Genomic DNA, 17,774 nt, shown 5'->3' on the forward strand with positions numbered 1-17,774 from the left:
GGTCTCACCAGGAGGAACCGGGCGGTCGGCCGTTCTGTGACAGCGCGCGGTGCCGCTGCGCGTAGTGGGTGAGTTTGTCCGGGTTGCGGAGGATCCGGATGTCGGTGACGCCGTCGGGTCCGCCGTCGACCGCGCCGACGGAGGTGAGCGCGTCGCCCTCCCAGCAGAGCAGGACGGTGGTGCCGTTGGCCTCGGCGAGTTCGAACCGGACGCCCGCGGTGAACCGTTCGAACAGGCCGGCCAGGAAGCGGGCGGCGTTGTCGCGGCCGTGCACCGGCCGCAGCGCGGCGCGGACCTTGCCGCCGCCGTCCGACCAGACCACGACCTGTTCGGCGAGGAGCTGTTCGAGCTGGTCCAGCGCCCCTTCGGAGGCGGCCCGCAGGAAGCGGCCGAGCAGGGCGGCGTTCTGCTCGGCGTCCACACTGCCGGGATGCGAGGCCGTGCTGCCGGGGTGCGGGGCTTCGGCGGCGCGGGGCTGGGTCTCGGCGGCGAGGTGCTTGCGGCCCCGGTGGTAGAGCTGGCGGGCGGCGGCCTCGGTGCAGTCCAGGACGCCGGCGATCTCCCGGTGGCTGTAGGTGAACGCGTCGCGCAGGACGACGGCGGCGCGCTCGGGCGGGGAGAGGCGCTCCATCATGGTGAGCACCGCGAAGGAGACCATCTCGCGCTGCTCGGCCCGTTCCATCGGCCCGAGCGCCCCGCTCGCCACCGGCTCCGGCAGCCACGTGCCCGGGTACTCCTCGCGGCGGGCCCGGGCCGAGGTGAGCCGGTTCAGGCAGAGGTTGGCGACCACCTTGTTGAGCCACGGTCCGGGCGCGGCGACCTGCCCGGGTTCGGTGCCGTGCCAGCGCAGGTAGGCGTCCTGCACGGTGTCCTCCGCCTCGGCGGCGGACCCGAGCATCCGGTAGGCCAGCGCGAACAGCCGCCCCCGGTGGCTCTCGAACTCCCGTGCTGATTCGTCCTGTCGAACGTTCACGGAGCCATGCTAGGACGCAGGCCGATCCAGTCGGCGAGGCCGTCGGCGCCGGTCGGGGTGAGGTGGACGACGCGGGGGCCGGCGCCGTGCCGGATCCAGCCGAGGGCGAGCAGGCGGGCGGTGAGGGCGGCTCCGGCGGCGCCGGCCAGGTGGTGCTGCCGTTCGCTCCAGTCGACGCAGTAGCGGACCAGCGGGCGGCGCGGCGGGAGGGCGTCGAGGTCGATGCCGAGCCGTTGCAGGGCGGCCCGGCCGGGCGGGGTGAGCCGGTAGTGGTGGTCGTGGCCGTAGCCGCTGGCGCGGTCGCGGACGGCGGCGGCCGGGCGGTGGGTGCCGTCGTGGCCGGTGAGCAGGCCGCGGTCGAGCAGGGCGCCCATCAGGGCGACGCCGAGTCGGCCCGCGAGGTGGTCGTAGCAGGTGCGGGAGCGGCGCAGCGCGTTGTCGGTGCTGCTCTCGCGCAGCGAGGTGATCGGCAGCGGGGGCGCGATCAGCGCGAGGGCCTCCAGGGCGTGGCCGACCTCGGGGCCGGACAGCCGGTAGAAGCGGTTGCGGCCGCTGCTGCGGACGGTGATCAGCCCGGCGTCGAGGAGCCGGGCCAGGTGGGCGCTGGCGGTGGGCGCGCCGATGCCCGCCTCGGCGGCGAGGACGGCGCCGGACAGGGCGCGGCCGTCGCCGAGCGCCTTCAGCATCCGGGCCCGGGACGGGTCGGCGAGCAGCGCGGCGGCCCTGGCGACGTCGGGCTGGCCGCTGGAGGGGGTGAGCGGAGCGGGCACGGGGCCAGCCTACGGCGGGCACGGTTCGTCGGGTGGCGAAGTGTTCCGCGCCGAGACTGCCGTCATGCCTTTCGTACTGATGACGCGGACGCCCGTCCGGCCGCCGGCGGCGCGGCTCGCCCTGCCGCCGCTGGTCGCGGTGAGCCTGGGCTCCTTCCTGGTGATGCTGGACGTGACGGTGGTGAACGTCGCGGTGCCGGCCGTGCGGGCCTCGCTGGGGGCGGGGGCGGCGGGGTTGCAGTGGGTGGTGGACGGCTACAGCACGGTGTTCGCGGGGCTGCTGCTGCTCGGCGGCGGGCTCGGCGACCGGTTCGGGCACCGGCGGCTGTACCTGGCGGGGCTCGGGCTGTTCGCGGCGGCTTCGGCGCTCTGCGCGGCGGCCCCGTCGGGGTCGGTGCTGGTCGGGGCCCGGTTCGGGCAGGGGGCGGGGGCGGCGCTGCTGGTGCCGGCCTCGTTCGCGCTGCTGCGGGCGGCGTACCCGGACGGGGCGCTGCGGGCCCGGGCGGTGGGGGTGTGGGGGCTGGTCTCGGCGGTGGCGTTCGGGGCGGGGCCCGCGGTGGGCGGGCTGCTGGTGGCCGGGCCGGGCTGGCGGTGGGTGTTCTGGGCGAACCTGCCGGTCGCGGCGCTGGCGGCGGTGCTGACCCGCCGGCACGTCGCCGCGTCGGCGGAGCGGGGGCCGGAACGGTGGACGGTGCGGAGGCCGGGGCGGGGGTCGGGGCGGAGGCAGGGTCGAGGGTCGGTGCGGGGGTCGGGGCGGCGGGGCGATCCGGTGGGCCAACTGCTGGGCACGGTGGGCCTGGTGGCGCTGGTCGGGGCGGTGAACGAGGCGGGCACGCGGGGCTGGGGTTCGCCGTGGGTGCTGGGCGCGTTCGGGGCGGGGGCGGCGGCACTGGCCGGGTTCGCCCGGGTGGAGCTGGGCTTGGAGTGGCGGCTGGAGCGGCGGTCGGCGGGTCCGGGCGGCCGGGTGCCGCTGCTGCCGCCCGCGTTGCTGCGGGACGGGCGGCTCGCCGCGGTGGACGCCGTCGGCCTGCTGCTCGGCCTGGGCTACTACGGGATGCTGTACGTGCTGGCGCTGCACTTCCAACTGGTGCGCGGCTACGGCGCGTTGGGGACGGGCCTGGCGCTGCTGCCCTCGGTGGGGGCGGGTCTGGCGGCGGCCCCGTTGTCGAGCCGGCTGTCGGCCCGGTACGGCCCGTACCGGCCGATGGCGGGGGCGCTGCTGCTGGGGGCGGCCGGGTTCCTGGGCTGGTTGGCGGCGGGGCCGGACACGCCGTACCCGGTGCTGCTGTTCGCGCTGGTGGCGACCGGCCTGGCGACGCCGGTGACGGTGGTGGCGGCGACCGTCGCGGTGCTGGAGGCGGCCCCGCCGGGCGCGGCGGGCACGGCCTCGGCGGTGTTCAACGTCGCCCGCCAGGTGGGAAGTTCGCTCGGGGTGGCGCTGTTCGGCACCCTGCTGGGCGGCCTGGGCCCGGTGCCCGGGTTGCACGCCTCGGCGCTCGTCGCGGCGGGCGCCTTCCTGCTCGGCGCGCTGCTGGTGCTGCGGGTCCTGCGGCGGTCGGCGCGCGGCGGACGGTCCTGAGGTCGGCCGCGGGCGGCGGGCGGGTGCCGGTCCTGCCGGGCGGTCGGGGTGGGCGCGGTGGGCGGGGCGGTTCGGCGGCCGGGCCGTTCACACCCAACATGCGTTCTGTCGAGGGTAGTTGGCGCGCACCGGCGGGTGGCGTTCGGGGCGTTCGGCCGAGGTGGAAGCCGTCCCCCCGCGTCGGCGGGACGAGGTGCTGGGCGAACCCCCGAGCGGGCCGCGGGCCGGAGGGGCCCGCGGTCCGGCCGGACGTCGAGCGGGTGCTGGACCGTCCGGCGCGGACGTCCGCCGACCGGGCGGCGGGGGCGCTGCCGGGCCGGTCAGCCCTGGGTGGCGGCGGTGTAACGGTCGCTGACGTCCTGCCAGTTGACGACGTCCCACAGGCGGGTGACGTAGTCGGGGCGGACGTTGCGGTACTGCAGGTAGTAGGCGTGCTCCCAGGCGTCGAAGGCGAGCAGCGGGACGGTGCCCTGGCCGACGTTGCCGTGGTGGTCGTAGACCTGCTCGACGATCAGGCGCTTGCCGAGCGGCTCCCAGGAGAGGATGCCCCAGCCGGAGCCCTGGACGCCGACGGTGGCGGCGGTGAGCTGCTGCTTGAAGGCGTCGAAGGAGCCGAAGTGCTCGGTGACGGCGTCGGCGAGGGCGCCCTCGGGGCGGTCGCCGCCGTCGGGGGAGAGGTTCTCCCAGAACAGCGAGTGCAGGACGTGGCCGGAGAGGTGGAAGGCGAGCGTCTTCTGCAGGCCGACCAGGGCGCCGAACTGCTCCTTGTCGCGGGCCTCGGCGAGCTGGTCGAGGGTCGAGTTGGCGCCGTTGACGTACGCCAAGTGGTGCTTGGAGTGGTGCAGTTCGAGGATCTCGGCGGACATCGCCCGCTCCAGGGCGGAGTAGTCGTACGGGAGGTCAGGCAGCGTGTAGGCACCCATGGCTGAGCAGCCCTTCTCGTTCGGACGGAGGGTCAGTTGCGAGAGCCACCTTATTGCACATTGATTGCAGTAGCACTGATGGGGCATTAAGGTCCGGTGTCGCCGCACGGCGAAGGCCCGCCCGGTGGGACCGGACGGGCCTTCGGCGGGGACGGGGTCAGGACTGCCCGGCGTACGCCTCCTCGCGCAGCCGGTCCTCGGACGCGCCGCGCCGCCAGTAGCCGGAGAACGCCACCGCCCGCCGGTCGACGCCGCGTTCGCGCACCAGGTGCCGGCGCAGCTCCTTGACGGTGCCGGACTCCCCGGCGATCCACGCGTACGGGGCGCCGCCGGGCAGTTCGGCCGCGCGCAGGGCGGGCAGCAGGCCGGAGGGGGCGCCGGGGGCGCGCACCAGCCAGCTGATCCGCACCCCCTCGGGGGCGGCCAGGTCCTGGACGTCGGCGGCGTCCGGCACCTCGATCCAGGCCAGGCCGCGGGTGCCGGGCGGCAGCCACTCCAGGATGCCGCCCGCCGCGGGCAGCGCCGTCTCGTCGGCCAGCAGCAGCACGTGGTCGGCGTCCGCGGGCGGCCGGAAGGATACCGAGCGGTTGTCGGCGACGGCCGGGCCGAGCAGCACCACCCGCGCGCCGGGCCCGGCGGCCGAGGCCCAGCCGGTGGCCGGTCCGGCGTCCGGCCCGCTGCCGTGCAGCGCGAAGTCGACGTCCAGCTCCGGCGGTTCGGCCCGCTGCGCGCGGATCGTGTACGAGCGCATCACGGCCCGCTCGCCGGCCGGGATCGCCCGCCAGGCCGCGAACCAGCCCTCGCCCTCCGCGTACGGGAGGTTCGGCTCGTCCTGGCCGGGGTGCGGCAGGAACAGCGAGAAGGACTGGTCGCGCCCGCCGCTCGCGAAGCCGCGCAGCGCCGCGCCGCCGAAGGTGACCCGCAGCATGGTCGGGCCGAGCCGCCGGGTGCGCACCACGTGTGCCGGGAAGAAGTCGTACTCCTGGGCGAGGTCGCTCATCGGACGGCCCTTCAGCTCAGCTTGCGGGACTTCTGGATCGCGGCGGTCAGCCGCTCGATCAGCGGGGCGAACCCGGCGTAGGAGAAGCGCGGCACCGCGTCCCACGGGGTGATCTGCCCGGCCTTGACGGCGGGCAGCTGGCCCCAGGCGGGCTTGGCGGTCAGGTCCGCGGGCTGCAGGGCGGTGGAGCGCTGGTCGAGCAGCAGCAGGTCGGCCGGGTACTTGCCGGCGTTCTCCCAGCTCAGACCCTCGTAGTAGTCGCCGCCGTCGGTCTTCTCCGGCTGAACGAACTCGACGCCCAGCTCGGCGAAGTAGATCAGGTCGCAGGAGATCTTCGGGTTGGAGACGTAGAACAGGTCGGCGCTGCCGGAGCAGGCCATCACCCTGACGCCGCCGGCGGCCTTGACCGCCTGCCGCAGCTCCTCGGACGCCTTCTCGAAGCGGGCCTTGGCGTCGACGACCGGCTGCGCCTCGAGGTCCGCGCCCAGCGACTCGGCGAGCTTGGCGTAGTGCTCGATCGGCTGGGTGATGGTGACCCGGCCGGTGGAGACCAGCACCTGCGGGGCGAGCTGGAGGATCTTGTCCTTGGACTCGTCCGGCACGTACCAGTACGCGCCCGGGTCGTACATGTGCGTCACCAGCAGTTCGGGGCGCAGCGCCGCGTACTTCTCGATCGAGAACTCGCCCCAGGCGTTGCCGATGACCTCGACCTTGTCGACGTCCAGGCTGCCGGCCTGCGGGTCGGCCTTGCCGTCGGCGGTCCTGGTCTCGCCGAAGACGCCGACCAGCTGCTTGTCCAGGCCGAAGTCGGCGAGCGCGGCGGCGGCGCCGGTGAAGGCCACCACCCGGGCGGGGACGCTCTTCGCGGTGACGGTCTGCGGGCGGTCGTCGGTGAAGCTCCACGCGCCGCCGCCTGCCGCGCCCCCGGACCCGGACCCGCCGGACGCCTTGCCGCCGGAGCCGCCGGAGTCGCCGGAGGATCCGCAGGCGGCGAGCACCGCGCCGAGGGCGGTGGCCCCGCCCGCGGCGAGCAGGCCGCGGCGGGTCAGGCGGGGGGAAGACGGCATGGCGGTACCTCGGTTCGAACGCTTCGGAGCAGGGGGGAGCCGCACGCCGGCGGGGAGCCGGGGCGCGGTACCCGGCGGTAGCCGCCGGGATTACGCAGGTTAACCTAACCTAAGTTGTGGCACGGAGGACCCCCGGGTCCGCCGACCCCTTCCCCGACCGATCCGGAGCACCCTTGAGCACCACCGGCTCCCTCCCGATACCCGGCGCCGCCCCCGCCCGCCGCGGCTCACCCCGCGCGCTCGGCCTGGCCGCCGGGCTGCTCGTGCTGCTCGCCGTCCTGGTGCTCAGCCTCGGCCTCGGCGCCAAGCAGCTCGGCCCCGCCGAGGTCTGGCACGGCCTCCTCGACCCGGACGCCCCCGGCTACACCGTCGTCCACCGGATGCGGCTGCCCCGCACCCTGCTCGGACTGCTCGCCGGCACCGCGCTCGGCCTGGCCGGCGGCGTCATGCAGGCGCTCACCCGCAACCCGCTCGCCGACCCCGGCCTGCTCGGCATCAACGCGGGCGCCTCCGCCGCCGTCGCCACCGCCGCCGTACTCGGCGTCACCTCCTTCACCGGCTACGTCTGGTGGGCGCTGGCCGGCGCCGCCCTGGTCTCCGTCCTGGTCTACGCCGTCGGCGGCGGACGCGGCGCCACCCCCGCCCGGCTCGCCCTGGCCGGCGCCGCGCTCAACGCCACCCTCTACTCGTACGTCAGCGCCGTGATGCTGCTGGACACCGCCTCGCTCGACAAGATGCGCTTCTGGACGGTCGGCTCGCTCGCCAGCGCCCAGACCTCCACCGTGCTCGGCATCCTGCCGTTCGTCGTCGCCGGCGTGCTGCTCGCGCTCGGCCTGGCCCGCCCGCTCAACGCGCTGGCGCTCGGCGACGACGCGGCCCGGGCGCTCGGCGCCAGGCCCGCCGCGGTCCGGGCCGCCGCGATCGTCGCCGTCACCCTGCTGTGCGGGGCGGCCACCGCGGCCTGCGGACCGATCGTCTTCGTCGGCCTGATGGTCCCGCACCTGGTCCGCGCCCTCACCGGGCCCGACCTGCGCTGGCTGCTGCCCTACTGCGCCGTCCTGGCGCCCGTCCTGCTGCTCGGCGCCGACGTCCTCGGCCGCGTCCTGGGCCGCCCCGGCGAACTCCAGGTCGGCATCGTCACGGCCGTCCTCGGCGGCCCGTTCTTCCTGTACTTCGCACGACGGGGGAAGGCCCGCGCATGAGGACGACGACACGGACCGGGCGGCCTGCGGCCGGTGCCGGGGCGGACCAGGCGGGGGCATCGGGAGTGCGGCCTGCGGGCCGGGCCGGGGAGGTGCGGGCGTGAGGACGTTGCGGGTGGGGCGGTTCTCGGTGCGGTACCGGGTGCGCGGGTTGGCGGTGTGCCTGGGGGCGCTGCTGGTGGCGGCGGCCGTCGCGGTGTTCGCGCTCGGGCGCGGGGACTATCCGATCGCGCCCGGCGAGGTGGTGCGGGCGCTGTTCGGTGACGGCGGCCCCGCCGAGGACTTCGTCGTCAACCAGTTGCGGCTGCCCCGGGTCGTCACCGCGCTGCTGGTCGGTGCGGCGCTGGCGCTGGCCGGGGCGCTGTTCCAGACCCTGGTGCGCAACCCGCTGGGCAGCCCGGACATCCTCGGCTTCACCCAGGGCGCGGCCACCGGCGCGCTGCTGGTCGTGGTCGCGGGCGGGTCCAGCGCCGCGCTGGCGGGCGGTGCGGTCGCGGGCGGCCTGGCGACCGGCGTGCTGATCTACGCGCTGGCCTGGCGCGGCGGCGTGCAGGGCGCCCGGCTGGTGCTGGTCGGCATCGGGACGGCGGCGATCCTGACCGGCGTCAACGGCTACCTGCTGACCCGCACCCAGCTGATGGACGCCGCCCGCGCGGTGCTCTGGCTGACCGGCAGCCTGGACGGCCGCGGCTGGGAGCAGGCCCGTCCGCTGCTGGTCGCGCTGGCGGTGCTCGTCCCGCTGGTGCTGATCGGCTGCGGGCCCGCGCTGCGCGCCCTGGAGCTCGGCGACGACGCGGCGAGCGGGCTGGGCGTGCGCCCCGAGCGGCTGCGGATCGTGCTGCTGGGCGCGGCCGTGCTGCTCGCCTCGCTGGCCGCGGCGGCCGCCGGTCCGGTCAACTTCCTGGCGCTGACCGCCCCGCAGCTGGCCCGCCGGATCACCCGCTCGCCGGGCCCGAACCTGGCCGCGTCCATGTGCACCGGCGCCGCGCTGCTGGTCACCGCCGACTTCGCCGCGCAACACCTGTTCGGCGAGCGCCAGTTGCCGGTCGGCGTGGTCACCGGGGTGCTCGGCGGCGGCTACCTGGTCTGGCTGCTGGCCACCCAGCGCCGCTCCGGCCGCCTGTGAACGCCCCCGACCCGTCCGCGCGCCCGTCCCCGCATCCGTCCGCGCGCCCGTCCCCGCATCCGTCCGCACATCCGCCCGCGCACCCGTCCCCGCCCGTCCCGTCGTCCCGAACGGAGCCCCCGATGGCCCAGCCCGAGCCGCGCCTGGCCGGCCGCGACCTGACCCTCGCCTACGACAAGCGCACCATCGCCGAGGGCCTGACCGTCGACGTCCCCGACCACTCGTTCACCGTGGTGGTCGGCCCGAACGCCTGCGGCAAGTCCACCCTGCTGCGCGCGCTGTCGCGCACCCTCAAGCCGGTCGCCGGGCAGGTGCTGCTGGACGGCCGGTCGATCGCCGAGCTGCCCGCCAAGCAGGTCGCCCGCACCCTCGGCCTGCTCCCGCAGTCGTCGATCGCCCCGGACGGCATCACCGTCGCCGAGCTGGTCTCCCGCGGCCGCTACCCGCACCAGGGCGTGCTGCGCCAGTGGTCGGCCGAGGACGAGCGGGTGGTCGCCGGGGCGATGGCCGACACCGGTGTCGCCGAACTCGCCGACCGGCCGGTGGACGAGCTCTCCGGTGGCCAGCGCCAGCGGGTCTGGATCGCCATGGCGCTGGCCCAGCAGACCCCGCTGCTGCTGCTCGACGAGCCCACCACCTACCTGGACATCGCGCACCAGATCGAGGTCCTCGACCTGTGCGCCCGCCTGCACCGGGAGCAGGGCCGCACCCTGGTCGCCGTCCTGCACGACCTCAACCAGGCCGCCCGCTACGCCACCCACCTGGTCGCGCTGCGCGAGGGGAAGCTGGTCGCCGCCGGGCCGCCCGGCGAGGTGGTCACCGCCGAGCTGGTCGAGGAGGTGTTCCGGCTGCCCTGCCGGGTCATCCCCGACCCCGAGACCGGCACCCCGCTGGTCGTCCCCGCCGCCAACCGCCGCGCCCCCGCGAAGGCGTCGGCCGTGAAGGCGTGAGCCCGCCCGGTCGGCCGGGCCCGGATGCGGGACCCGCCGCCGGAAAGGCTCGGGTTCCCGCGGGTTCGGTCGGATACTGGCGGTATGCGTGCCAATGCGGAGAACCCCGAGAACCCCGAGTACCCCGAGGACGCGGACGAGCAGTCCCCGACCGTGCTGGAGGCCGCCGACGAGGAGCGGGCGGCCGTCGAGCCGGAGGTGGACGACCTGGAGGTGTTGCGGCAGCGGCGCGAGCGGGGCGCCGACCCCGCGGACGAGGGGGACGCGGTGGAGCAGGTCCGGGAGGTCGCCCTGGAGGACGAGGACTACCGCGAGTAGTCGGGCGGGCCTCAGACCTGTCCGCGGCGCTTGAGCCAGGTGAAGGCGGCCCAGCCCGGCAGCACCGGCAGCACGAAGGTCAGCAGCCGGAACAGCATCACGGAGTCCTTGGCGCTCTCCAGGTCGATGCCGCCGGTCAGTTCCAGCAGGTGGGGCATCAGTACCTCCACGCCGCCCGCGCCGCCGGGCAGCGGCACCACGTTGCCCATCGCGTTGCCGGCCAGGAAGGTCATCGCGACGGCGTTGAAGCCCGGGTGCTGGCCGACCGCGCGGGTGCAGCAGTACAGGCAGAGCACGAAGCACATCGACACCAGCAGCTGCCCGGCGACGCCGGTGGCGAGCCGGCCGGGCCGCTGGGCCAGGTCGAGCAGCCGGGGCAGCACCTCGGCGCGCAGCGGCCGCAGCAGGGTCTGAGCGCGCCGCCGCAGCGAGGGCGCCGCGGCGACCGACACCGCGATGACGGCGGTGGCCGCGCCGGCCAGCCAGACCACCCAGCCGCCGGCCAGCGGGGAGGACGACCCGCCGCCGGCCTCGGCGGCGTCCACCCCGACCAGGGCGCTGAACACGGCGAGCTGCAGCATGTGCAGCAGCAGGCCGAACAGCTGGCTGACGCCGATGCTGGACATCGCCTGCGCGGTGGGGATGCCCGCGCACTGCAGGTAGCGGGTGTTCAGGGCGAGGCCGCCGACGCCGCCGGGGGCGGCCACCTTGACGAAGGACCCGGCTACCTGGGTGGCCAGGGTGGAGCGGAAGGACAGCTTCTCGGGGACGAAGCCGCTGAACGCGAAGCTCGCCACCGGATAGCTGACCGCGGCCCAGAGGACTGCGCCGGCCAGCCACAGCGGGTCGGCCGCGGCGATCACGTCCACCGGGTTGGAGAACTGCAGCAGCGCGTACCCGACCACGACGCAGGCCACGACGACGAGCAGGGTGCGCGGGCGCAGCCGCTCCAGCCGGACGGGGACGGCGGTGGCCTGCGGCGTCCGCCGCTGCACCTCGGCGCGCAACTCGGCGGTCAGCTCCTTGTGCCGGGCGAGCGCGGCCCGGGTGCGGCGGGCCAGTGCGATCGGCTGCAGCAGCGGCAGCGCGGCGCTGACCGGCCCGGCGCCGAGCACCTCGATCGCGGCCCGCACCGCCCGTGCGGGCCCGGCGTACAGGGCGAGGACGGCGAGCAGCCCGGCGACGTCCAGGCGCAGCAGCAGCTCGCTCGCGGCGATCTCGCCGCGGGCCAGGCCGACCAGGTGGACCTGGCCCTCGGCGTCCAGCAGCACGGTGTTCGGGGCCAGCGAGCGGTGGGCGATCCGGCGGCGCTGGAGCAGCGCCAACTGCTGCCAGGCGTCCCGCAGTTCGGCATCGGTGGGCCCGGCGTCGGCGGCTCCGGCGGCAGCGGTTCCGGCGGCAGCGGTTCCGGCGTCGGCGGTTCCGGCGTCGGCCTCGCCGTCCGGGCCGGGCAGTTCCTCGAAGAGCTCGGCGAACGGCCGGGCGTCGATCCGCCGGTAGGCCACCAGGGCGGCGTCCGGGCCGAGTTCGACCGCCGCGAGCGGGGTGCGGGTGCGGGCCCCGGCGGCGGACGCGGCGTGGCCGAGCAGGGTCTGGTGCTCCAGCCCGTCCCGCAGCGGGCGCAGGCCGAGCGGGCGGGGCGCGGTGCGCAGCCGCAGCGCCAGCCACAGGTGGCCGAGCAGCCCGCTGGCCTGCGCGTACCGGTCGAGCAGGTGGACGTCCAGGTCGGGGCGGTTGCCGTGCTGGGTGACCAGGTAGCGGCCGCTGCCGAGCATGAGCACGGCGTCCGGGCGGATGCCGGTGCCGGCCAGGGCGGCGGCGATCTGGCCCTCGGTGGGCTCGCCGACGGGCTCGCCGACGGCGTACCGGGCGGCGTGCGCGGTGGTCCAGCCGATCAGCAGCGCCAGCACCAGCGACAGCGGCGTGGCGTACCCGGTGACCAGGCCGGACAGCCCGGACAGGCCGAGCGTGACGGCCAGCGCGGTGCGCCAGCGGCGGCGCCCGGCGGTGCCGAGGGCGGTCATGAAGGCCAGCACCGGCGCCAGGTGCCCGTACACCGGGTCGGTGCGGCCGGGGCCGGAGGGCAGCGGGTGGGTGAGCGCGGTGAGGTCGCCCGCCAGCAGGTCCAGGCCGAGCGAGAGGCCGTACGCGAGCACGGCGGCGAGCACGGCGTCGGCGACCCGGCGGCCGTCCCCGCGCAGCACCCGGTCGACGGCGAAGCCGAGCGGCACGGTGAGCAGTGCGGCGCCGCACAGTGCCGCGGTGAGCTTGGCGGGCGGCCAGGGCAGCAGTTCGACGCCGCGGGTGACGTCGCTGTCCAGGCCGAGCGCGGAGGAGCGGGCGTAGCAGGCCAGCAGCAGCACCAGGGCGATCCAGCACGCCCCGGCGGCCAGGCGGATCAGCGCGGCGGGGTGGCGGACCCGGTCCACCCGCCCGCGTCCGGCCCGCGTCCGGCGCGGGGACGGCGGCGGGGACGGCGGCGGGGTCGTGCGGGAACCCTGGGATTCGTCGGCTTGTATCACCGTGGCCACGCGGCATGGTCCCACACCGGCGCGACCGTGATCGGGCCGTTCCGGCAAGGGGGTGCGGGTGTCCCGGAATATACGGCCCGATAACGGGCATATCGGACTGATGTAGGTCCGACGAAGGGAGACCGGCGATGACCGAGCGCTCGACCGACCGGACGGCGATGCTCCGCCGGAGCACCGAGGAACTGCTCGCGGAGCGCGGCATGGCCGCCGAACCGGTGGCCCTCGCCCCGCAGCTGCACCCGGAGACGGCCCCCGAAACCCGCGACGGCCCCTACTACGTGGACGCGGTGTTCAGCCACGGAGGCCGCCGAACGCCGGGGACGGCGGGCCCCGCCGCCGGGCCCGCCACCCACACCGACCTGCCGGGCCACCGGCACCGGGGAGCGGAACGGCACTCCGCGCACTGAGCCTTCCCCGGGGGTGGGAGAGTGGGGCCGCAAGCTCCCGCCCCCGCCGAAGGAGAGCCATGGCCGACGCCCCCGAATTCGCCTCCCGCGAGGAATGGCTCGCCTCCCTGCACCGCGTGTACGCCGCCGCGGGCTGCCTGATCACCGACCCCGACGACCGCGTCCTGATCGTCAAGGCCGCCTACCGCGACGCCTGGCAGTTCGTCGGCGGCACCGTCGACCTCGGCGAGAACCCCCGGCAGTGCGCGACCCGCGAACTCCACGAGGAGACCGGCCTGCACCGCGAGGCCGGCGAACTCCTGGCCGTCGCCTGGACCAACCCCAGCGGCGAACTCGACCACCCCGCCTGCCACTTCCTCTTCGAGCTGGGCGTCTTCCCCGCCGACACCCCGATCACCCTCCCGCCGGGCGAACTCGAATCCCACCGCTGGGCCCCCGTCCCCGAAGCCCTCGCCCTCCTCGGCCCGGCCCGCGCCCTGCGCCTCGAAGCCGGCCTCGCCGCGCGGGCGGACGGCCGCGCCCGAGTGGTGACGGCGCCCAACTCCGGCTTCTGAACGAGCAGTACGCGAAAGCCCGCGGACGCGGAACCAGGGGCGCGGGGAACTGCGCGGGCAACCGAGCACGCACAGCCGGATCGCGGCGCAGGACGCGAACCTGCACTGTTTCGCGGTCTTGCCGGCATTCACCTCCCGCTGCGCACCACGGTTCCGCGGTGCGGCAGCCCTACGGCTTGCGCCAGACGTACGCCGCCGAGACCGGGTGGCCGCGGTGGCGTTCCCACTTGGGTTTGAGGGCCGTCCAGCGGTCGCCGACGACCTCTTCGCGCATCTCGGCGAGCTGCCAGCCCGCCGCGAGGCCCGCGGTGAGGTGGTCGCTGACCAGGTGGACGTGGGTGGTGATGGCGACGGGGCCGTCGGGGCCGTCGTAGTGGGTGGGCATGCCGGCGGCCATGATGAAGGCGGGGTGCAGGCCGACCAGGACGAACAGGCCGCCGGGGCGGACCAGGCGGTGGGCCTCGCGGTAGAGCGGGGCGAGGTCGGCGAGGTGCTCGTCGACGAGGGAGCAGGCGGCGAGGTCGTAGGCGGCGTCGGGGAGGCCGGTGGCGGCGAGGTCGCCCTCCAGGAGCTGCCGGTGGACGCCGCGGGCTCGGGCGCGGGCGAGCATCTCGGGGGTGAGGTCGATGCCGTCGACGGCGGCGACGCCGCGTCCGACCAGCCAGGCGCCGGTGCGGCCGGTGCCGCAGCCGAGGTCGACGGCGAGGCCGGTTCCGGCCCACCGGGGGACGGTGAGCCGGGCCAGCACGTCGACGTCCATCGCGTCCTGGACGGTGTCCTCGTAGCTGTCGACCCACCCGGCGTAGCCGGTGCGGACGTCGACGGTGGGGTAGCCGCGGGTGTCGAACAGGGAGAAGTTCGTCATGCCGGACAGTCTCGTCCGGCGCCCGGCCGCGCGGCGAGCGGTTATCCGAGCAGTCGGGCCCGGACGGCGGCGACGTCCCCGGCGGGCAGCCACCGGTCTGCGTCGAACTCGGCGAGGACCTCGTGCAGGGCCTGTTCGGGGGTGGTGCCGGCGTCGGCGAGGACGCGGGCGATGCCGGCCTCCTCCTCGGAGCGGGCGAGGATGCTCCACAGCGGGCGCAGGTTGGCGGCGGAGAGCAGGTAGTCCTCGGCGATCGCGGTGGGGGTGGCCCCGGCCAGGGCGAGCAGGACGAGGGCGGCCAGGCCGGTGCGGTCGCGGCCGGCGCCGCAGTGCACCACGACGGTGCCGGGGCGGGCCCGCGCGACGGCGGCGACCAGTTCGGCGACGGCGGAGCGGCAGTGGTCGAGGTAGGGGCGGAAGGACAGCGGGGTGCCGTCCAGGGCGCCGAAGCGGGCCCACCAGTCCGGCCCGGCCAGCGCGTCGAGCGGGACGCGGACCAGGTCGATGCCGTCGGGGGCGGGCAGCAGCGGCCGGTACTCGGCGGCGTCGCGCAGGTCGACGACGGTGCGCACGCCGTACGCGATCAGGGAGTTCTGGCCCTCGGCGGTGAGCCGGTCGAGGTTGTCGGCGCGGACGACCGCGCCGGTGCGGGTGCGCCGGCCGTCGAGGGTGGGCAGCAGGCCGAGGTCGCGGACGTTCAGGCAGCCGTCCCAGTCGAGCCGGCGTTCCTCGTGCGGTATCGCCGTGGTCCCCGTCATGTCAGCCCCCCGCTGTGCGCGCCCCGTGCCGTTCCGCCGGTGCTGGTGCGCACCGGTTACTGACAGGGACTCAGTCCGGTTCGGGATGGTTCCCGCCGGCGGCGCCGTGGAACTCCCACAGCGTCCGGCCGAGCGTGTCGAGCACCCGGACGGTGCGGAAGCGGGCGTCCCGGGCGGACAGGAAGCCGCGGGCGGCGCCGGCCAGGACGGCGTGCGCGGCCGGGTCGTGCCTGCTCCAGGCGCCGTGCAACTCCAGTGCGCCCTCGGTGAGTTCGGCCCGCTGGATGCGGGCGACGGCGGCCGCGGCGAGGGCGCCGTTGACGCCGTCGAGTTCGGCCTGGCCGAGGTAGTGCTCGTGGCTCCCGGCGCGCAGCCGGCGGCGCAGCTCGGGCAGCGCGTAGCCGCGGACGGCGGCCACCGAGTCCTCGACGGCGATCAGCCAGCGCGGTCCGGGCGCCACCTCCCACCAGACCTCGCCGCCGACCGGCAGCAGTTCGCCGATCGGGGAGTGCCAACGCTCAAGGCCGGTGGGGGAGTTGGCGTCGGGGCGGATGCTGCGCCGGTCCCAGGCGGACTTGTCGGTGACGGAGAGGTTGACGGTGTACCGGACCCGCCCGTCGCCGGGCACCGCCCGCACGCCGAGCACCGCCCAGCGGTCGCGGTCGGGCAGCGAGAAGGAGTGCCGCCAGCCCCGGAGCCCGAGCGCGCGCAGCGCGGGCGCGAAGTGGTCGCGGATCCCGGTGGTGTACAGCTCCTCGGCGGTGGGCATGCCGGTTCCGGCCTCCTCGGCTCCAGGGGGAAGTGGGCGAAATGCCCCTTATCTGCACGGTAGGACGGAGCGGCGGGGGCGAACCGCGGGCCAAGGACAGCGGCGGACGGGACGAAGGTCGGTCCGCCGCGGGCCCTGCGTCCCGGCCGGGCGGGGAGGGCCGACGGGCCGTCCGCCCGCACCGGGCCCGCACCGGTCCGCCACGGCCCCCTCACCGCTCCGCCACCGACCCGCTGCCGCCCCGGAGGTTGGGAGCGTTCCCCCGGATGGCGCATGATGTGGCGGGTGCACAGAGCTGAACACCACGGGGCGGACGACGGGGCCCGACCCGGCCGTCCGCACGCACCGGGCCGCCCGCCCGCCCGGCGGGCCGACCTCGCGGAGGCCGTCCGCGCCGCCCAGGACGGCGACGAGGAGGCGTTCCGGGTCCTGTTCCGGGCCGTCCAGCCGGGGCTGCTGCGCTACCTGCGGGTGCTGGTCGGCGGGCGGGCCGAGGACGCCGAGGACATCGCCTCCGAGGCGTGGCTGCAGATCGCCCGCGACCTGCCGGGCTTCCGCGGTGACGCGGACGGGTTCCGCGGCTGGGCCGCGACGGTCGCCCGCAACCGGGCGATGGACCACCTGCGCCGGGCGCGCCGCCGCCCGGTCGCCGACCTGCCGGTGGAGTACCTGGCCGAACTGGCCGCCGCCGAGGACACCGAGGGCCAGGTGATGGCCACCGTCGCCACCTCCGAGGCGCTCGCGATGATCGCCGCCCTGCCGCCCGACCAGGCCGAGGCGGTGCTGCTGCGGGTGGTGCTCGGACTGGACGCCGAGAGCGCCGCGAAGGTGCTCGGCAAGCGCTCCGGCAGCGTCCGGATGGCCGCCCACCGGGGGCTCAAGCGGCTGGCCAAGGTGCTGGAGCAGGGCGGGGGAGCGGCCGTCGGGGCGCCCCGCCGGGGGGCCCGGAAGGCGGCCGGGGAAAAAGTTTCCGCGCAGGGTGTGACACCGGCGCAGGTGCCGACGCTGAAGGACATGAGATGAGCACCAACCGATCCCGCCGGATCGATCGCGTCACCGCCGAACAGCTGCTCGGCGGTGCCACGGTCGACCCGGAGGCCGGTCAGGACCCCTCCGCCGGGCAGCAGTCCGCGCCAGGACGGCCGGAGCTCGCCGCCCTGCTCGCCGCCGCTGCGACGAGCGAGGCGGCCGGCGACGGCCCGCTGCCCGGCGAAGAGGGGGCCGTGGCCGCGTTCCGGCAGGCTCGTCGCGAACCGGCCCCCAGACAGCACCGGAGACGAGGAATGGCGGACACCGCGCTCGCGCGTGCCCTCAGCGCGAAGGCCCTGGCCGTCGCGCTGGGCGTCACCGCCGTGGGCGGCGCCGCCTTCGCGGCCTCCACCGGCCGGCTGCCGGAGGTGCTGGGCGGACCGGCCCCGGCCCCGCCGGCCACCAGCGCCGCGCCCGCCCCGTCCACCGAACCGCCGCCCGGCAGCCCGTCCGCGAGCCCCGGCACCGACCGCACCGGTCGGCCGAGCGCGTCGCCGGGCCGCTCCGGCACCCCGGCCCGGCCGTCCGGACCGGCCTCCACCGGCCCGGCCGACCTGCCGACGCTGTCGGAGCTCTGCGCGGGCTTCGCCAAGCGGGTCGAGGGCGGCGGCAAGCCCAAGGACGTGGCCGCCGACCCGGCGCTCGCCGAGCTGCTGAGGGAGGCGGGCGGACCGGAGAAGGTGACCGGCTTCTGCGCGCTGCTCGACACGCACGGCTGGGGCCAGCCGGGCGGGGACGGCCGCGGGAAGGCCACCGCCGGTCCGGGCCAGCAGTCCGCACAGCCCTCACCCTCGCCCTCGCCCTCCGCCGGCCGGTGGGGGCGCGAGAGCAGCCGGCCGTCCAGTGGGGGCGGCAGCCAGGACTGACACCGAACTCCGGTCGGACGACGGGCTCCCCCGGGCCCCGTCCGACCGGCACCGCCTCCGGGCGGTCGGCGGGCCCCTGTACCCGTC

18 protein-coding genes are annotated in these 17,774 nt (G+C 76.4%); 9 read left to right on the top strand and 9 right to left on the bottom strand.

The window, feature by feature from the left end; all coding sequences use genetic code 11:
• Positions 1-4: 4 nt before the first annotated feature.
• Together sigJ and ACFUEL_RS00230 are read right to left on the bottom strand one after the other, a co-directional pair.
• Positions 5-973 carry an RNA polymerase sigma factor SigJ gene (sigJ, locus tag ACFUEL_RS00225; RefSeq protein WP_380233588.1) on the bottom strand — a complete coding sequence of 323 codons (969 nt, stop codon included), beginning with the start codon at positions 971-973 and terminating at the stop codon, positions 5-7.
• Entirely contained in the window at positions 970-1,743 is a 774-nt protein-coding gene (locus ACFUEL_RS00230) for an ArsR/SmtB family transcription factor (protein WP_380233590.1), read from the bottom strand. The genes sigJ and ACFUEL_RS00230 overlap by 4 nt, the downstream gene beginning before the upstream one ends.
• Positions 1,744-1,807: 64 nt before the next feature.
• Here ACFUEL_RS00230 and ACFUEL_RS00235 point away from each other — a divergent pair, with 64 nt between their 5' ends.
• The gene (locus ACFUEL_RS00235) at positions 1,808-3,322 is read left to right on the top strand and encodes an MFS transporter (protein WP_380233591.1); all 1,515 of its coding nucleotides are present in this window, start codon (positions 1,808-1,810) and stop codon (positions 3,320-3,322) included.
• A 320-nt stretch (positions 3,323-3,642) separates the two neighbouring features.
• Here the strand turns inward: ACFUEL_RS00235 and ACFUEL_RS00240 are convergent, their stop codons facing one another.
• The 3 genes from ACFUEL_RS00240 to ACFUEL_RS00250 all read right to left on the bottom strand — a co-directional run bounded on the left by ACFUEL_RS00240 (position 3,643) and on the right by ACFUEL_RS00250 (position 6,312).
• The gene (locus ACFUEL_RS00240) at positions 3,643-4,245 is read right to left on the bottom strand and encodes a superoxide dismutase (RefSeq protein ID WP_380233592.1); all 603 of its coding nucleotides are present in this window, start codon (positions 4,243-4,245) and stop codon (positions 3,643-3,645) included.
• 157 nt (positions 4,246-4,402) lie between these two features.
• Positions 4,403-5,245 (bottom strand): siderophore-interacting protein, encoded by an 843-nt coding sequence (locus ACFUEL_RS00245; protein ID WP_380233593.1) that lies wholly within the window; start codon positions 5,243-5,245, stop codon positions 4,403-4,405.
• Between the two features lie 11 nt (positions 5,246-5,256).
• Positions 5,257-6,312, bottom strand: coding sequence for an ABC transporter substrate-binding protein (locus ACFUEL_RS00250; protein WP_380233594.1), 1,056 nt, complete (start codon positions 6,310-6,312; stop codon positions 5,257-5,259).
• Positions 6,313-6,485: 173 nt separating this feature from the next.
• On the opposite strand from ACFUEL_RS00250, the gene ACFUEL_RS00255 reads away from it, so the two are divergent.
• The 4 genes from ACFUEL_RS00255 to ACFUEL_RS00270 all read left to right on the top strand — a co-directional run bounded on the left by ACFUEL_RS00255 (position 6,486) and on the right by ACFUEL_RS00270 (position 9,908).
• Positions 6,486-7,514: a FecCD family ABC transporter permease gene (locus ACFUEL_RS00255; RefSeq protein ID WP_380233595.1), complete on the top strand. Its 1,029-nt coding sequence runs from the start codon at positions 6,486-6,488 to the stop codon at positions 7,512-7,514.
• 100 nt (positions 7,515-7,614) lie between these two features.
• The gene (locus ACFUEL_RS00260) at positions 7,615-8,640 is read left to right on the top strand and encodes a FecCD family ABC transporter permease (protein ID WP_380233596.1); all 1,026 of its coding nucleotides are present in this window, start codon (positions 7,615-7,617) and stop codon (positions 8,638-8,640) included.
• 122 nt (positions 8,641-8,762) lie between these two features.
• Positions 8,763-9,590, top strand: coding sequence for an ABC transporter ATP-binding protein (locus ACFUEL_RS00265; protein WP_380233597.1), 828 nt, complete (start codon positions 8,763-8,765; stop codon positions 9,588-9,590).
• Between the two features lie 84 nt (positions 9,591-9,674).
• Positions 9,675-9,908: a hypothetical protein gene (locus ACFUEL_RS00270; RefSeq protein ID WP_380233598.1), complete on the top strand. Its 234-nt coding sequence runs from the start codon at positions 9,675-9,677 to the stop codon at positions 9,906-9,908.
• 11 nt (positions 9,909-9,919) lie between these two features.
• Here ACFUEL_RS00270 and ACFUEL_RS00275 read toward each other — a convergent pair whose 3' ends face one another.
• Positions 9,920-12,337, bottom strand: coding sequence for a lysylphosphatidylglycerol synthase domain-containing protein (locus tag ACFUEL_RS00275; protein ID WP_380233599.1), 2,418 nt, complete (start codon positions 12,335-12,337; stop codon positions 9,920-9,922).
• Between the two features lie 230 nt (positions 12,338-12,567).
• On the opposite strand from ACFUEL_RS00275, the gene ACFUEL_RS00280 reads away from it, so the two are divergent.
• Complete coding sequence (locus ACFUEL_RS00280) at positions 12,568-12,846, top strand: hypothetical protein (protein ID WP_380233600.1); 279 nt, start codon at positions 12,568-12,570, stop codon at positions 12,844-12,846.
• A gap of 59 nt (positions 12,847-12,905) precedes the next feature.
• On the top strand, positions 12,906-13,400 hold the full coding sequence (locus ACFUEL_RS00285) for an NUDIX domain-containing protein (RefSeq protein ID WP_380233601.1): 495 nt from the start codon (positions 12,906-12,908) through the stop codon (positions 13,398-13,400).
• 169 nt (positions 13,401-13,569) lie between these two features.
• Here ACFUEL_RS00285 and ACFUEL_RS00290 read toward each other — a convergent pair whose 3' ends face one another.
• From ACFUEL_RS00290 to ACFUEL_RS00300, 3 genes are all read right to left on the bottom strand, one after another.
• The gene (locus ACFUEL_RS00290; RefSeq protein ID WP_380233602.1) at positions 13,570-14,265 is read right to left on the bottom strand and encodes a class I SAM-dependent DNA methyltransferase; all 696 of its coding nucleotides are present in this window, start codon (positions 14,263-14,265) and stop codon (positions 13,570-13,572) included.
• A gap of 41 nt (positions 14,266-14,306) precedes the next feature.
• The gene (locus ACFUEL_RS00295) at positions 14,307-15,023 is read right to left on the bottom strand and encodes a tyrosine-protein phosphatase (protein ID WP_380233603.1); all 717 of its coding nucleotides are present in this window, start codon (positions 15,021-15,023) and stop codon (positions 14,307-14,309) included.
• Between the two features lie 70 nt (positions 15,024-15,093).
• A complete protein-coding gene (locus ACFUEL_RS00300) occupies positions 15,094-15,792 on the bottom strand; it encodes a hypothetical protein (RefSeq protein WP_380233604.1) in 699 nt (232 codons plus the stop codon).
• A 276-nt stretch (positions 15,793-16,068) separates the two neighbouring features.
• Here ACFUEL_RS00300 and ACFUEL_RS00305 point away from each other — a divergent pair, with 276 nt between their 5' ends.
• Entirely contained in the window at positions 16,069-16,815 is a 747-nt protein-coding gene (locus ACFUEL_RS00305; RefSeq protein WP_380233609.1) for an RNA polymerase sigma factor, read from the top strand.
• Positions 16,812-17,687 (top strand): hypothetical protein, encoded by an 876-nt coding sequence (locus ACFUEL_RS00310; RefSeq protein WP_380233605.1) that lies wholly within the window; start codon positions 16,812-16,814, stop codon positions 17,685-17,687. The genes ACFUEL_RS00305 and ACFUEL_RS00310 overlap by 4 nt, the downstream gene beginning before the upstream one ends.
• Positions 17,688-17,774 lie beyond the last annotated feature (87 nt).

The organism is Kitasatospora sp. NPDC057198 (assembly GCF_042670125.1).
Taxonomy (GTDB): Bacteria; Actinomycetota; Actinomycetes; order Streptomycetales; family Streptomycetaceae; genus Kitasatospora.

Excerpts from the sequence above, each read along its gene's own strand:
- ACFUEL_RS00235 (WP_380233591.1), top strand. The coding sequence starts at position 1,808 with ATGCCTTTCGTACTGATGACGCGGACGCCCGTCCGGCCGCCGGCGGCG.
- ACFUEL_RS00240 (WP_380233592.1), bottom strand. The coding sequence starts at position 4,245 with ATGGGTGCCTACACGCTGCCTGACCTCCCGTACGACTACTCCGCCCTG.
- ACFUEL_RS00245 (WP_380233593.1), bottom strand. The coding sequence starts at position 5,245 with ATGAGCGACCTCGCCCAGGAGTACGACTTCTTCCCGGCACACGTGGTG.
- ACFUEL_RS00250 (WP_380233594.1), bottom strand. The coding sequence starts at position 6,312 with ATGCCGTCTTCCCCCCGCCTGACCCGCCGCGGCCTGCTCGCCGCGGGC.
- ACFUEL_RS00265 (WP_380233597.1), top strand. The coding sequence starts at position 8,763 with ATGGCCCAGCCCGAGCCGCGCCTGGCCGGCCGCGACCTGACCCTCGCC.
- ACFUEL_RS00270 (WP_380233598.1), top strand. The coding sequence starts at position 9,675 with ATGCGTGCCAATGCGGAGAACCCCGAGAACCCCGAGTACCCCGAGGAC.
- ACFUEL_RS00280 (WP_380233600.1), top strand. The coding sequence starts at position 12,568 with ATGACCGAGCGCTCGACCGACCGGACGGCGATGCTCCGCCGGAGCACC.
- ACFUEL_RS00285 (WP_380233601.1), top strand. The coding sequence starts at position 12,906 with ATGGCCGACGCCCCCGAATTCGCCTCCCGCGAGGAATGGCTCGCCTCC.
- ACFUEL_RS00290 (WP_380233602.1), bottom strand. The coding sequence starts at position 14,265 with ATGACGAACTTCTCCCTGTTCGACACCCGCGGCTACCCCACCGTCGAC.
- ACFUEL_RS00295 (WP_380233603.1), bottom strand. The coding sequence starts at position 15,023 with ATGACGGGGACCACGGCGATACCGCACGAGGAACGCCGGCTCGACTGG.
- ACFUEL_RS00300 (WP_380233604.1), bottom strand. The coding sequence starts at position 15,792 with ATGCCCACCGCCGAGGAGCTGTACACCACCGGGATCCGCGACCACTTC.
- ACFUEL_RS00305 (WP_380233609.1), top strand. The coding sequence starts at position 16,069 with ATGTGGCGGGTGCACAGAGCTGAACACCACGGGGCGGACGACGGGGCC.
- ACFUEL_RS00310 (WP_380233605.1), top strand. The coding sequence starts at position 16,812 with ATGAGCACCAACCGATCCCGCCGGATCGATCGCGTCACCGCCGAACAG.